Origin of the sequence: Maribacter forsetii DSM 18668, assembly GCF_000744105.1 — a bacterium.
Lineage (GTDB): Bacteria > Bacteroidota > Bacteroidia > Flavobacteriales > Flavobacteriaceae > Maribacter > Maribacter forsetii.
The window spans coordinates 3971388-3986819 of the sequence record NZ_JQLH01000001.1; the positions used below are offsets into that span (position 1 = coordinate 3971388).

Annotated in this window: 11 protein-coding genes; 7 read left to right on the top strand and 4 right to left on the bottom strand. The window is 36.2% G+C overall.

The annotated features are described in order from the left end of the window. Positions 1 to 32 precede the first annotated feature (32 nt). On the top strand, positions 33 to 794 hold the full coding sequence (locus P177_RS16855; protein ID WP_036156637.1) for an SDR family NAD(P)-dependent oxidoreductase: 762 nt from the start codon (positions 33 to 35) through the stop codon (positions 792 to 794). 55 nt (positions 795 to 849) lie between these two features. On the opposite strand, the gene P177_RS16860 is transcribed toward P177_RS16855, so the two are convergent. After that, complete coding sequence (locus P177_RS16860; RefSeq protein WP_036156638.1) at positions 850 to 1866, bottom strand: LacI family DNA-binding transcriptional regulator; 1017 nt, start codon at positions 1864 to 1866, stop codon at positions 850 to 852. Between the two features lie 150 nt (positions 1867 to 2016). Between P177_RS16860 and P177_RS16865 the strand changes: the two genes are divergently transcribed. The 5 genes from P177_RS16865 to P177_RS16885 all read left to right on the top strand — a co-directional run bounded on the left by P177_RS16865 (position 2017) and on the right by P177_RS16885 (position 7640). Continuing rightward, on the top strand, positions 2017 to 3063 hold the full coding sequence (locus P177_RS16865) for a sugar kinase (RefSeq protein ID WP_036156640.1): 1047 nt from the start codon (positions 2017 to 2019) through the stop codon (positions 3061 to 3063). Between the two features lie 36 nt (positions 3064 to 3099). After that, the gene (locus P177_RS16870) at positions 3100 to 4320 is read left to right on the top strand and encodes a 6-phosphofructokinase (protein WP_036156642.1); all 1221 of its coding nucleotides are present in this window, start codon (positions 3100 to 3102) and stop codon (positions 4318 to 4320) included. Positions 4321 to 4329: 9 nt separating this feature from the next. Continuing rightward, entirely contained in the window at positions 4330 to 4998 is a 669-nt protein-coding gene (locus tag P177_RS16875) for a bifunctional 4-hydroxy-2-oxoglutarate aldolase/2-dehydro-3-deoxy-phosphogluconate aldolase (protein WP_036156644.1), read from the top strand. Between the two features lie 311 nt (positions 4999 to 5309). Continuing rightward, the gene (locus P177_RS16880; protein WP_036156647.1) at positions 5310 to 6971 is read left to right on the top strand and encodes a tetratricopeptide repeat-containing sensor histidine kinase; all 1662 of its coding nucleotides are present in this window, start codon (positions 5310 to 5312) and stop codon (positions 6969 to 6971) included. 3 nt (positions 6972 to 6974) lie between these two features. Beyond that, the gene (locus P177_RS16885; RefSeq protein WP_036156649.1) at positions 6975 to 7640 is read left to right on the top strand and encodes a DUF5932 domain-containing protein; all 666 of its coding nucleotides are present in this window, start codon (positions 6975 to 6977) and stop codon (positions 7638 to 7640) included. Positions 7641 to 7835: 195 nt separating this feature from the next. Here P177_RS16885 and P177_RS16890 read toward each other — a convergent pair whose 3' ends face one another. Genes P177_RS16890 through P177_RS16900 form a run of 3 tightly spaced genes read right to left on the bottom strand, consistent with a single transcriptional unit; the run spans position 7836 to position 14625 of the window. Beyond that, positions 7836 to 8726 carry a transglutaminase family protein gene (locus tag P177_RS16890; protein ID WP_036156651.1) on the bottom strand — a complete coding sequence of 297 codons (891 nt, stop codon included), beginning with the start codon at positions 8724 to 8726 and terminating at the stop codon, positions 7836 to 7838. 2 nt (positions 8727 to 8728) lie between these two features. Next, a complete protein-coding gene (locus P177_RS16895; RefSeq protein ID WP_036156653.1) occupies positions 8729 to 11290 on the bottom strand; it encodes a circularly permuted type 2 ATP-grasp protein in 2562 nt (853 codons plus the stop codon). An 11-nt stretch (positions 11291 to 11301) separates the two neighbouring features. Continuing rightward, positions 11302 to 14625 carry a transglutaminase family protein gene (locus P177_RS16900; protein ID WP_036156656.1) on the bottom strand — a complete coding sequence of 1108 codons (3324 nt, stop codon included), beginning with the start codon at positions 14623 to 14625 and terminating at the stop codon, positions 11302 to 11304. Positions 14626 to 14875: 250 nt separating this feature from the next. Here P177_RS16900 and P177_RS16905 point away from each other — a divergent pair, with 250 nt between their 5' ends. Beyond that, positions 14876 to 15415 carry a DUF4287 domain-containing protein gene (locus P177_RS16905; protein WP_036156657.1) on the top strand — a complete coding sequence of 180 codons (540 nt, stop codon included), beginning with the start codon at positions 14876 to 14878 and terminating at the stop codon, positions 15413 to 15415. The last annotated feature ends 17 nt before the right edge of the window (positions 15416 to 15432 follow it).

A 15432-nucleotide genomic window follows, 5' to 3' on the forward strand; every position in this document is an offset into this window, starting at 1 on the left:
CTGAATTAAGAATAGATTAAATAAATTATAACATGAGTACAGAAGGAAAAGTAGCAGTAATTACAGGAGCAACTGGAGGAATCGGATTTGCAGTTGCTAAAAGATTAGGACAAGATGGTTACACCGTTATCTTAAATGGTATAGATGACGCAGCTGGTGCCGAAAGAATTAAAGAACTTACTGCAGAAGGTATTACTGCTGAGTACTTAGGATTTGATGTTACCAATGAAGAAGCAGTGGCTAAAAACATAAAAGCTATTGGTGAGAAGTATGGTAAAATAGATACACTTATAAATAATGCAGGTGGTCTAGGTGGTAGATCTCGTTTCGAAGAAATGACTACTGAATTCTATAGAGGTGTAATGGCTTTGAACTTAGATTCAGCTTTCTTTGCTTCTAGAGCTGCAATACCTTACCTTAAAAAAGGTGACCACCCTTCTATAATTAACTATACATCTAACGCTGGATGGACAGCTGGTGGACCAGGTGCTGGTATCTACGGTACTTCTAAAGCAGGAGTTCATGCGTTAACTAGGGCATTAGCAAAAGATTTAGCTGAATATGGTATTAGAGCAAATGCAGTATCTCCAGGTACTATTGACACTCCTTTCCATGCTCAAATTAAAGCTACAAAACCAGAAGTTTTCGCTTCTTGGGCAAATAACATTATGTTAGGTAGATTAGGTCAGCCAGAAGATGTTGCTGGTGTTGTTTCTTTCTTAGCTAGCAAAGATGCTGCTTTCATTACTGCCGAAACTGTACAAATTGGTGGTGGTCAAGCTTTAGGTATCTAATAATTGTTCATACTTTATAGAAAAGCGTTATTGTAAATTCACAATAACGCTTTTTCTATTTAGAGGAATCTCGTACAATTAATTCCGAATCTAGAATTATCTTATTCAAAGATTGACGTATCACCTCATTATCAACATAACCCAAAAAAGTTTCTGCGGCCAATTTTCCTATTTGCTTACTGTGTTGACTTATACTTGTAATTGAAGGTGTTACCAAAGAAGTAAAGGGTTCATTACCAAAACCTACTAGTTTTATTTCCTCCGGCACTTTAATATTTCTCTCTTTCAAAACCTGCAATGCTCCCAACGCAGCATAATCACTTGCTACATAAACTGCATCGGGTCTATTTCTTAACGCCAATAATTTTTCTATTTGATGTCTCCCATTTTCTAATGTCAGACTACTTTCAATAAGCAATTCATCATCATGTGGTAGGTTGTGCTTTTTAATTGCATCTATATAACCTCGTATTCTGTTATTAAATATTCGTGTTCTCCGGTAACCGCCTATATGGGCTATTCGTTTACAACCTTGCGCTATCAAATGCTCTATAATCATATGACTACTTTCATAATCATTGATCCCTATATAATCAACATTTAAATCGTTCTCCCCCCTATCAAAAAGAATTAAAGGAATTCCGTTAGACTTTATTTTTTCATAGAAAGATAAATCAACTGTTTCATTTGCCATGGATGCGATAATACCATCAACCTGTAAATACAATAGTGTATCTATATTATCACATTCCTTTTCAAAAGACTCGTTAGACTGGGTTATTATAATATTGTATCCGGCTTTATTAAGAACCTCTTCCATATTCTCTACAACAGAAGAAAAGAAATTACTATTAGTTCTAGGCACAATTAAACCTACTAACTTACTTTTCCCTTTCCTTAAGGCACTTGCCAAATGATTAGGTTGATAATTTAATTCTTTTGCTACCTGTTTTACGGCTTTCTTAGTTTTTACACTTATACGCGCATCATCATTTAAAGCTTTTGAAACAGCCGCAGTCGAAATATTCAAAACATTTGCAATGTCTTTTAAAGTTGTTCTTTTTTTATTCAATTAGTTTGAATATATTTGTTTAATCGATTAACCAAAAGTAAGACTTTAATTAGCTTTAACAAAAAATGTCTGTTTTGGTTATTTTTTACCTAAAGTGGTTAATCGATTAAACAAATTTAAAATCAGTACTTATAAAACTTATAAAACAACATGAAAAAAGTAGTAACATTCGGTGAAATTATGCTTCGTTTAGCACCACAAGGATTTTTAAGATTTTCTCAAGCTAACAATTTCGATGTAGTTTACGGAGGTGGAGAATCTAACGTAGCTGTATCTTTAGCTAACTACGGTGTTCCTGTAGATTTCGTAACACGTTTACCAAAAAATGATATTGGAGAATGTGCAATGATGGAAATGCGTAAAAGAGGCGTTGGCGTAGATAAAATTGTTTACGGTGGTAATCGTTTAGGAATCTATTTCTTAGAAACCGGAGCGGTATCTAGAGGTAGTAAAGTAGTTTACGATAGAGCTCATTCAGCTATTTCAGAAATAGAATCTGGAATGATCGATTGGGATGCTGTTTTTGAAGATGTTGAATGGTTTCACTGGACTGGTATTACACCAGCTATTTCTCAAGGAGCTGCAGATGTTTGTTTAGAAGCCGTTAAAGCTGCTAGTGCAAAAGGAATTACAATCTCTACAGATTTAAATTATAGAGCTAAACTTTGGACATACTGTGACGATGCTCACAGAGAAAAAGTAATGGCAGGATTAACTGAATATTGTGACATCATTTTAGGGAACGAAGAAGATGCTGAAAAGCATTTTGGAATTCACCCAGAAGGACTTGATGTTCATAAAGATGGTGCCGATGTTAAAGCGGAAGCTTTCTTATCTGTTTGTAAGCAGATGATGAAGAAATTCCCTAAAGCTAAAAAGGTAATTACAACATTAAGAGGTTCTATTTCTGCATCGCACAACACATGGGCAGGTGTATTATGGGACGGTACTAAAATGTACGAAACTCGTCAATACCAAATTACCGATATCGTTGACCGTGTTGGTGGTGGTGATTCTTTTATGGGTGGTTTGATCTACGGATTATTGAAATACCCAGAAGATGATCAGAATGCTCTTGACTTTGCAGTTGCTGCATCTTGTTTAAAACATACTATTAAAGGTGATGCCAACCTTGTAACGGTTTCTGAAGTTGAGAAACTAATGGGTGGTGATGCTTCTGGTAGAGTTGCTAGATAATTAGAAAACATCTTTAGATCTTCTAAAAATAAAAAAATGTCGAAAAAATCTGTTTTAATTCTTTGCGGTGGCGGACCTGCACCTGGTATAAATACCGTAATCAGTACCGTGGCAAAGGCTTTCTTAAAAGATAATTATCGCGTTTTAGGTTTGCATGAAGGTTTTAAAGGAATTTTCGATGAAAATCCGCAGATCAAGGAATTTGATTTCTTCCATGCTGACCGGATTTTTAGTAGGGGTGGCTCAACATTGATAATGAGCCGTTTTAAACCTAAAAACGAAAAACTAAACACTAGCCTTTTTATTGATAATAATGTAAAACTGTTGGTAAGTATAGGTGGTGATGACACTGCTTCTACTGCCAACAGAATTACGGGTTTCTTAAAGAAAGAGGGTATCTCCATTTCTAACATTCACGTACCTAAAACTATTGATAACGATTTACCGTTACCGGATAGGAACCCAACTTTTGGTTTTCATTCTGCAAAGGATGAAGGTGTACGTATTGGTAATACCACATATGAAGATGCACGTACTAGCCAAAACTGGTTCGTAATGTCTACCATGGGTAGATCTGCAGGTCATTTAGCATTTGGTATTGCGGCAAGCTGCCACTATCCTATGATGATCATTCCAGAAATGTTTGATCGTACCGCTATCACTTTTGATAAAGTGGTTCGTATGGTCATTTCTTCAATGATCAAACGTAAGATTGAAGATATTCATTACGGTGTAGCTCTAATTAGCGAAGGTGTTTTTCATAATATGCCAGAGTCTGAGCTAGACAAATGTGAAATTAAATTCACTTATGACGATCATGGACACCCAGAGTTAGGAAATGTTAGTAAAGCGCATATTTTTAATATGCTCGTTCAAAAGAAATTAAAGGAGTTAGGTATAGATATTAAAAGTAGACCGGTAGAACTGGGCTACGAATTACGCTGCTGTAGACCGATAGGTTTTGACCTTACGTTATGTACGGTTTTAGGTCTTGGCGTAAAAAAATTATTTGATGAAGGCAAGAGTGGCTGTATGGTCACCGCAAATTCTAGAGGTGAAATTACTCCGTTGTTCTTATCGGAAATTCAAGATGAGAACGGTAAAATTGCTCCTCGTTTGGTAAATATCAATTCTGAATTGGCAGAATTATGTTTTCAAAATTTATTCTATGTAGGTGAAGATGATTATGAGGATGCAAAAAAATATGTGGACAATCCTTCAGACTACGATTTCAACAAAATTTTAACTGAGAAATAAAAAATTCAAATGGCACAATATTCAAGAATAGAAGTAGCGAATGTAATGAAGGAATCTGGTATGGTACCTTTATTCTATCACCCAGACATTGAGTTAGGTAAAAAGATTTTACAGGCTTGTTATGATGGTGGTGCGCGTTTAATGGAATTTACAGCTCGTGGCGATTTCGCTTTCGAAGTATTTTCCGAATTGAACAAATACGCAATAAAAAACCTACCTGGTATGATTATGGGCGTAGGATCAATTACTGATGCCGGTGCCGCTTCTTACTACATGTCTCTTGGTGCAAATTTCATTGTAACTCCTTCTTTAAGAGAAGATATTGCAATTGTTTGTAACCGTAGAAAAGTATTATGGTCTCCTGGTTGTGGTTCATTGACCGAAATCAACAAAGCCGAAGAAATGGGCTGTGAGATTGTAAAATTATTCCCTGGTTCTCTTTACGGACCTGGATTTGTAAAAGGAATTAAAGGACCTCAACCATGGACTAGCATTATGCCAACAGGTGGGGTGAGTACAGATGAAGACAACCTTAAAGGTTGGTTTGATGCCGGAGTTACTTGTGTTGGTATGGGATCAAAATTGATAAGTAAAGATATTTTAGCAAATAAAGATTATGCAGGTTTAGAAGCTTTGGTTAAAGATACACTAGCCAAAATTAAAAAACTGAGAGCATAGAAGATATAAAGTGTCACTAGTTAAGGACTTACTCTAACTATTGGCAACTTTTAAAAGTGCATATTTAAGTTGTTAGTTGGAAAAGGGCATTTAAACTTTGACATTACGTTGAAGTTTGGTGCTCTTTTTGTTTTAATACTGTTTTCTTAATTTACTATTTCTTTAATCTACTTACATTATCAAATCAAAATGGACTAAACAATTAACTTTAAGGTACATACCTATATATCTTAAAACACTTATATCCATTTTCTTTTAGCGGACACTGAAATCAAAAAATTAAATACATAAAATGTTTATACATTAGAGGAATGAAATACCACAAATTTTCAGTTTTTCTACATCTATTCACCTGTACTATATTTATCTTTTGCTCCTTATTTAAGTTAAGTGCACAAACCTTTACAGATAGTTCACGCATATTCAGAAAGGCTATACTACAACCTACCAATCCGCAAGATTTACCTTCAGGCATACATTACTACACTAAAAAGAAAGCCTTAGACCTAGAGTTAAACGATACTCTAAATGCCATTTACGATTTAAGGCTGTTATCTATTGCAGAATTTAAAATAGGAAATAACTTTAGTAGTGAAAATAATGTGGTAGAAGCTTTAAACTTAATTGAATCTATGTCTACCAAAGACACCTTGATTAATTCTAGAGTTGGGTTATACAATCAGTTAGGGCGAATTTACAGAACCTCTAACAACCCTACTGAAGCCATAAAAACGTTTGACAAGGCTTTAAAAATAGCAAATAGGTTAAAAGACAGTGTTGTCATTCTTAATAACAAAGCCAATATTTATAAAGACCAATTAGATTATAAGAAAGCTCTTGACATCTATACTCTATTACAAAAAAAGCAAACCCAATTTAATACTTACGAACAAACTTTAGTAACAGACAACTTGGGGTATGTACAATCTAAATTAAATTTACCCGAAGCTCTACAAAACTTAAAAAAGGCATTAGAACTACGTAAACAAAATAATGATTTCATTGGGCAACATTCAAGCAACACCCATTTAGCTGAATTTTATTTGGATAGAAAGGATACCGCTAAAGCAGTTGCTTATGCTCAGGATGCTCTAACATTATCAGATAAAATTAACAGCAGTTCTTTTAAGCTTGAAGCTATTTCAACGCTCATGAATATGGATAGAAATCCGTTAGTTCATGAATATAAAAAACTGACCGATAGTATTACCAATGCCAAACAAATAGCGGAAAACAAAAATGCATTTCTAAAATACAATGTTGCTGAAGAACAAAAGAAAACCCAGGCCAGTATTCTTCTACAAGAGATAGAATCTCGTAAACGACTGGCTTACCAAGCTCTGGCATTCATCATTTTTCTAATTTTAGTTGGTTCTTACTTTATCTATCGCAACAGATACCGCAAAGCCAAAATTGAAGAAATCTATAAAACAGAAACCAGAATTGCTAAAAAAGTACATGATGAAGTAGCGAATGATATGTATAAAGTGATGACTTCTCTTGAGAAAAATTTAGGCGTTGAGGATACTATTTTGGACGAAATGGAAAAAATTTATACTAAAACACGAGATATTTCTAGAGAAAATAGCGCAATTGACCTTAGCGAAGATTTTGGTTTACAATTAAATGATTTACTCTTAGGATATAAGAACGATAAGGTAAAAGTAATCACCAGAAACCTTTCCAAAATGCCTTGGGATACCGTTCCCGAACTTAAAAAGACTACTATTTACAGGGTATTACAAGAACTCATGACCAATATGAGAAAACATAGTCAGGCATCATTCGTGACTTTAATATTTGAAAAAGAAGGTTCTAAAATGCGCATTAATTATAAGGATAATGGCGTTGGATGTGATCTTTTTAAAAAAAATGGGCTGCAACATACGGAATCCCGTATCGCTTCTATAAATGGAACTATTAATTTTGAATCTAAGCAAGGTGATGGCTTTAAGGCATCAATAATAATTTAAGGCATGTTCAAAAAAGTTTTAATCGCGGAGGATATGGAAGACATCAACAAAGGTGTGTTTTCTTTACTGACCGAATTGGGAGTTACACAAATAGATCAAGTGCAGTATTGTGATGATGCGTACTTAAAAATTAAAAGAGCCGATCTTGACAATGTACCATTTGATCTGGTCATATCTGATCTTTCATTTAAAGTAGATCACAGATCACAAACCTACCCATCTGGACATTCATTGGTTGAAAAACTAAAATCTGAATTCCCTAATTTAAAGGTAATTGTCTACTCGGTCGAAGATCGACTACAGGCGGTACGTACACTCTTTAATCAACATGATATAGATGCATATGTCTGTAAGAGCAGAAACGGCCTTAAAAACCTTACTCAGGCAATTAGTGACGTAGCTAAAGATGAAAAATTCTTATCGCCAGAAGTTTCTAATGCATTCAGTAGTGAAAATGAACTTGAAATAGACGATTATGATATTTCTCTCTTATACCATCTTAGCAAAGGCTTATCTCAAGATGAAATCAGTGCTTTATATAGAAAAGAGAAAATTATGCCCGCCAGCTTAAGTTCTATTGAAAAGCGTTTAAATAAATTACGAGTACAATTCAACGCCAACAATGCCATACACCTTGTGGCCATTGTAAAAGATTTAGGACTTATTTAAAGATAGTAGCCACCGTTACGGAAAACCGTAATCATATTCTTTAGAATGGTATTAGGTTTGCCATACTTAAAAATAAAAAAACACTATTCAATAACTATAACATTAAGGCTATGGCCATCCTACTGATGAGGTATTTCGGGGGAACTAACCGATTTGGTGGGTATGGCCTATTTATAAACTAAGCCTTAAGTTCCGTTATACCTCCGCAGCAATATCTACCGCTACATCCAATTTACTCTGACCACTGCCATAAACAACACCTTTTAAAGGTGGTACGTCATAGTAGTCTCTACCCCAACCCACTACTATATGTTGGTCTTTTGGTATCTGATTATTTGTTGGGTCAAAGTCTACCCAACCAAAACCGGGTATATAAATGGCAAACCATGCATGAGAAGCATCTGCACCCACTAATTTCTCCTTACCTGGTGCTGGCAAGGTTTCTATATACCCACTAATATATCTAGCAGGCAAACCAACAGAACGTATACAAGCAATGGCAATTTGGGCAAAATCTTGACACACACCTTTTTTCTCTTTCATTACCTCTTCTATTGGTGTTGAAATCGTTGAGAATTCTGAATCAAAATCAAAATCGGTATAAATACGTTGCATCAATTCATAAGCCGCATCAAAAACAGATCTATTTCCTTTAAAAGATAACTCCGCGTAATCACGTATAGCCTTATCTGTTCTTCTTATAAAAATGGACTCTAATACATATTGCTTGGCCTCTAATATTTCTGGATGCATGCCGTTCAATGCAGCAAGTGCATCGTTCATGGTAATGCTTTTACAGGCATCGCTATTGAAAGATTCATGAAATTTGGCATATTCCCTATTAATCTTACTCCTAGTAGTAACCTTCAAAGTTTTATGCTCTGTCTGTATAGAAAAACGCGTTATATAATTTCCAAAGAAATCTTTGCGTTCACTTATTTCCGCGGGTTCCGGTGAAATATCAATACTATATACTATCAACTCTTGCCCTTTAGATTCCCTAGGACGAAGCGTTGCTATATTATGACAATAGCTCACTGGGGCATTGTAATCGTACTTCGTAATATGTGTAACGTTGAATATCATAATCAAATAGGAAAAGACTGTGTAAACAATTGGGTCTGTTTGTCTGTATGATTGAAATAGGTATTTGAGATCGATTGCGATGCTTTGTACAACAAATCTGAAAGTTCCTTTAGTAGCGTATCTAACTCTTCTCGTTTAAAATCTGTTTCTGAGTTGGTCTTCACCAATTTTGTTGAATCTGCCAACCTTAACTTAGAGAATGCCTCAAAAATATTTTTTTGGTAATTATTTAATTGATGATCATATTTAGAATGTGGTAACCGCGCTATATCCTTCTGAATACGGTTGATCATAAAAGTCAATGAACGGGCGTAATCAAGATCGAACACCACCAAATCTAACACATGAGCCAACTCTATATGAGAACGGTAACTGTACCTATATATATTTAAACTTTCATGACTGGTCAATAAATACTCTAACAGATCGTACTCTACTTGCTCATCATACTTTATGGTCAACAAAGCCCTGCATTTGGTAATATTCAAGGTACTTTGCTCTAATTGCAGCCCAATAAAGTATAATAGCAAACCTTGTTGCACCATAATACTTTCTTCAATTAACCCCATAAACGCTATTAGGCGTGTAATTAATTGATTTAAAACTTTAAGTATTTTATTAATGGAATGATCTTCACCCTCTACCAGTGAATTCCATATTTTCTGAATATTTTCAAATACGCGCCACATATCCGAAGACCAAAGGTTACGTATGGAGTAGTAGGAATTACTGAACATACTTATGGTATGTGCCAAACTACCTATTCTATTTTTATCTAAAATAACGGATAACATTTCTTCATACGGATTGTCCATTGCCAACTTACCGTCCTTATCCTTACCTATGAATCCTGGGTATGTACCTGTCAATTGCGTAACAGCTTTGAAAAGTACCGTTAACTTTTCTGAATCTGGTTTTTCCGCTCTTTTTTGATCTATGGCCATTTGGCGCATAACGGTACGTAGAAATCTTGCGTTAACTAGCGTACGACCAACATAACGACCCGCCCAATATAAATTCTCTGCCGTTAGACTAGGTAAATCGTCCAAACCAGAAATAGCAATAGATGACTTTTGTTGCCAGTTTCTATTTTTATCCTCTTTTATATCCGCATCATCTAAAATCCAAAAATCCTTACTAGTACCACCTCTTTGGTTAGAAACCCTTACGGTTTCGCCATCTGGAGCTACTCTTACCAAACCACCCGGCATAACTGCATATTGTTCTTTTGAGGCAATGCAAAATGCTCTGGCAACTACATTTCTAGGTTCTAATTCTTTTTCGCTGAAATTAGGCGCGGTAGAAAAATTAATGCGTTCTTGAGCTACAAATCTATACGGGCGTTCTAGAATAACCTTAATTAGATCTGCTAGTTCTTCTTCATTCATTTGCTCGCCAAAATAGATACTCTCCCTATTGGTACGGTCTATTCTTTTGATTACTAATTTTGATATATTATCAAGTACATAATTTCTTTCTTTCTCTTGCCCACACCACCAAGATGCTATTTGTGGTAATTTCAAATCCTCATCCATGAAATACTTGGCAATTGCCGGCATAAATGGAATTAAACCAGGATTTTCTATTACTCCGCTTCCTATTGGGTTAATAACGGCGACGTTTTTTCTTCTTACAACATCCAATAATCCCGCTACCCCTAAATGTGAATCTTCACGAAGTTCTAAAGGATCCGTAAAAGCATCGTCTACTCTTCTTAATACAACATCTATCTGCTTTAAGCCTTGTAGTGATTTCATCCAAAGAAAGCCATCACGCACCACCAAATCATTACCTTGTACTAACGGATAACCTAAAAACGAAGCCATATAAGCATGTTCAAAATAGGTTTCGTTATGTGAACCGGGCGTAAGAATAACAATATTTGGGTTCTCCTTTTTACCAGGTGCAGCATCAATAAGCATTTGATTGAACTCTTGAAAAAAGCCCGACAAGCGCTTCACCTTCATTTCAGCATACATATCGGGTAAAATTCTACTTGTCGTAGATCTGTTCTCCAAAGCATAGCCCATACCGGAAGGTGCTTCTGTACGGTCATTTACAACCCACAATCGCCCATCTGTACCACGGCAAAGATCTGCTGCATATATAGACAAGTACTTCTCTAACTGAAGCTCCATATCTGTACATTGTCTTAGAAAACCACGATGCCCATAAATGACCTCAAAAGGGACTATTCCATTTTTTATGAGTTTACGTTCCCCATAAACATCCTTTAAAACTAAATTAAGTAGTTCTGCTCTTTGCTTTAGTCCTTCTTCAACTTTTGTCCATTCATCTTGGTGCAACATAAACGGAATCACATTCAGATTCCATGGCCTATGCATTCCCTTAGGGTCATTGTACACATTATAGGTTACCCCATTTTCTGACAATAACCAGTCAATATCTTTTTGTCTAGCGGTTATTCCGGTGACTCCTAAAGAATCAAAACCGTTTAATAATTTTGTCCAATAAGGTTTCATACCATTGTTCAGCGCATACATTTCATCATTGCCGCGTTGGGTACTATAATTATTGAACCAGTTTGTTTTTGTTGTTGGCATTACCTCTTCATTTACTTCTTACGTAAATCCGTCACATGTGGATATTCAGGATTCACAGGCATCTCTTTGTATGCAAATGTATTTGAACCTTTCTTAGGTTCTACCATTCTACCCGTAAAATTTGTTGAAGCGACCAATTCTGTAGGAGTAACCTCATCTTGTGTCATGCCAATATCCCAAAATCTATTTATTCTTCTTGATTCTGCCTCTAAACTATTTACCGGGTAGGTATCATAAGAGCGACCACCTGGGTGTGCTACAAAATAGGTACAACCACCAATTGACTTATCGTTCCAATCATCAACAATATCAAAAACTAACGGAGTATCTACACCAATTGTGGGGTGTAAGGCCGACCATGGTTCCCAAGCTTTAAAACGAACTCCCGCTACATATTCCCCTTTAGTTCCTGTAGAACTTAGCTCGATCTTTACACCGTTACAGGTTAATGTGTAACGTTTGTTATTGAAATTATTGACTTTCACCTGTACACGTTCTAAAGAAGAATCTACATACCTTGATGTACCACCACCTGTCATTTCTTCACCAAGTACATTCCATGGTTCTATAGCCATTCGTAATTCCATTTGAATGTTGTTAACATCTACCATACCGTAAAGTGGAAAGCGGAATTCAAAAAATGGATCAAACCAGTCTAACTTGAACGGATAGCCCGCTTCGTTCAACTGCTCTACAATATCTTTAATATCTTCTTTTACATAATGCTCCAACAAGAATTTATCATGCAACTCTGTACCCCAACGTACCAACTTATGCTTATACGGTTTTTTCCAAAACCAAGATACCAGCGTGCGCACCAATAACATTTGCATTAAGCTCATTTGCGCATGTGGCGGCATATCAAAAGCTCGTAGCTCTAAAATACCCAAACGCCCAGAAGATGAATCTGGCGAATATAATTTATCAATACAGAATTCTGCCCTATGGGTATTTCCTGTAATATCTGTTAGTAAATGACGAAACAAACGATCGGTTATCCAAAATGGCACTTCTTCATCATCCGGAATTTGAGAAAAAGCGATTTCTAGCTCATACAGATTTTCCAATCTTGCCTCATCTACACGTGGTGCCTGACTGGTCGGCCCTATGAACGCACCTGAAAATAAATAAGACAATCCTGGGTGATGCTGCCAAAAAGTCAATAAACTTCTTAATAACTGTGGATTCCGTAACAGCGGACTATCTGCCGGAGTTACGCCGCCCAATGTTACATGGTTTCCGCCACCTGTACCGGTGTGCTTGCCATCTAACATAAATTTCTCTGTACCTAAACGTGCTTGTTTCGCTTCGGCATATAAGGTTAACGTATTATCGGTAAGTTCTTGCCAGTTTTTCGCAGGATGCACATTTACCTCGATCACCCCTGGATCAGGAGTAACCTTCAATACTTCTAATCTGTTATCTCTTGGGGGCTCGTACCCTTCTAATATTACCGGAACGTTTAATTCTTTGGCCGTAGCTTCTATACTTGATACCAAATCTAAAAAGTCTTCGGCACTATCTAATGGCGGTAGATATAAGAACAATTTATTCTCACGAACTTCTGCACAAATAGCAGTACGCACATACGGATGTTTTCTAGGGTGCGATGATGATTTTAATTTTAAACGTTTTTGCAATGCATCTCCCGGTGTAGGTAAATCTGGCGTTTTCTCAAACAGCTCTGGTTCTGCAGTGGGCTCTGACGGAATCGGGGGGTCTTTAGGTAATGCTGCCAATGGTAATCGTAGACCAATGGCAGAATTTCCTGGAGTTAACAACAAGTGCTTATTTCTAAATTTCCACTTGTTGGTCAACCATTTATTGTTCTTTTTAGTCAACGGGTATACGTGACCAACAGCCTCTCCAATTCCCGTCTCCAATATCTCACCTAGTTTTCTACGCAGGTGACTGTCGTCCTTATTATATTTTTTAGGATTTACATCTATAGGTAATTTGCCCTCTTCCCATAAAAAGTAAAATGCATCTTCATAAGCCGGTATTACACTATTTGTCTTACAACCTAAATAACCACCTAAGGTCTTTAAAAATCGCTTTGTAATGTTTCTGGGCATTTTATATTCCTGAGAAAAAGATGCCAATAAGCTTGGGTCGTTCCAAATTGGTTTTCCATCTTTTCTCCAGTGAATACCAATCAACCAACGAGGTAATGCTTCACCAGGGTACCATTTACCTTGTGCATGATGTAACAATCCGCCCTTTCCAAAAACCTCTAATAAACGAATAGACAATTTACTTGCCAATTCTCTTTTATGCTGACCATCTGCAGCGGTATTCCACTCTTCAGATTCCATATCATCTATAGAAACGAAAGTTGGCTCACCACCCATGGTCAAGCGAACATCATTTGCCTGTAATTCTTCTTCTACCTTAAAACCAAGATTATATATAGCATTCCACTGCTCTTCTGTGTATGGCTTTGTTACTCGTGGCGATTCAAAAATTCTAGTAACCGAATTTTCAAACTCAAATGTGGTTTCCGCAAAATCACTAAATCCGCTTACCGGTGCCGCACTTTCATATGAAGGCGTGCATGCTAACGGAATATGTCCCTCGCCAGTAAAAAGTCCGGATGTGGCATCTAAACCAATCCATCCCGCTCCTGGCAAATATACTTCTGCCCAAGCATGTAAATCCGTAAAATCTTCTTCAGGACCTGACGGACCGTCCAATGATTTTTCATCTGATTTCAATTGCACTAAATAACCCGAAACAAAACGTGCCGCCAATCCTAAATGACGAAGAGTTTGTACCAACAACCAAGCAAAATCCCTACATGAACCTAATTTGGCTTCTAAGGTTTCTTCACAGGTCTGTACACCAGGTTCCATACGTAATGTATAATCCAAGTAATTGTATAATTTACTATTGAGACCGATTAAAAAATCGATACTTCGTTGCGGAGTCAAGTCTATATCATCGACCCATTTTTTTAATAACGGACCACTTTCTACTTTCTCTAAATATGGTAAAAGTTCTTTTTTAGCTTCTTCAGAATACTTAAAAGGAAATTCTTCACTAGCTTCTTCAACAAAAAAGTCGAACGGATTAATCGTCTTTAAATCTGCAATGATTTCAACATCGACAGAAAGCTCGGTTGTCTTATCCGGGAAAACAATACGTGCCATATAGTTACCAAAAGGATCTTGCTGCCAATTAAAAAAATGATTCTCTGGTTTGATCTTTATAGAGTATGCCTCAATTGGTGTTCTACTATGTGGCGCAGGTCTTAACCGGAATATGTGAGGAGATAGATTTATACTTCTATCATAGATATATTTTGTCTTGTGTTTGATTGCAACTTTTAATGCCATAATACAGTGGGATTTCAGTACTAACTAATATAAGCACTAATAACAGCAAAAAGAACACACAATTGCTTAATCGCCAAATTTTTATATATAAAAGAGTTGCAGCCAATTTTATTGATAGATTCCTAAAGTAAACTTAGAATTGTTGGTTTTTCTTTGGATAGGGCAATGGAGCAAGAAAGAAGAATTGGTAGCGACACACGATAAACATTTTAATTTTTGTAAATTGACTATCATACCAAACTCTAAAAATATGGACAAAGCACTACAGACCATGATTGATAATATGCCCGAGAAAACCGGGAAATCTTTAAGCGAATGGAAGTCCATTTTGAAAACAAAATCTTTTGCTAAACATTCTGAAGGAGTTAGTTTTCTAAAGAAAGAGCACGGTGTAACACATGGATTTGCAAATACTATTGTCTCTTTATCAAAAGAAGAAAATAATTCTCCTGCCGATTTAGTAGCCCAGCAATATAATGGGAAGGAAAATTTAATTCTTATTTACGAAGCGCTTTTAAAAACGGTAAAAACATTTGGTGACGATGTTACCATTACCCCAAAGAAAACTACAGTAAGTATTATTCGAAAAAAACAATTTGCACTTATAAAACCCGCTACCAAAACAAGAATAGACCTAGGACTGAAAATAAAAGACAAACCAACTACAGACCGACTAGAATCATCTGGACCATTTGGTAGCATGTGCACACATAGAGTTCAACTCACTGATGCCAGCCAGGTTGATGGTGAATTAATTGAATGGTTGAAGGAGGCTTATAAAAAGGCGTAGTAAAATTATTTAGTTCT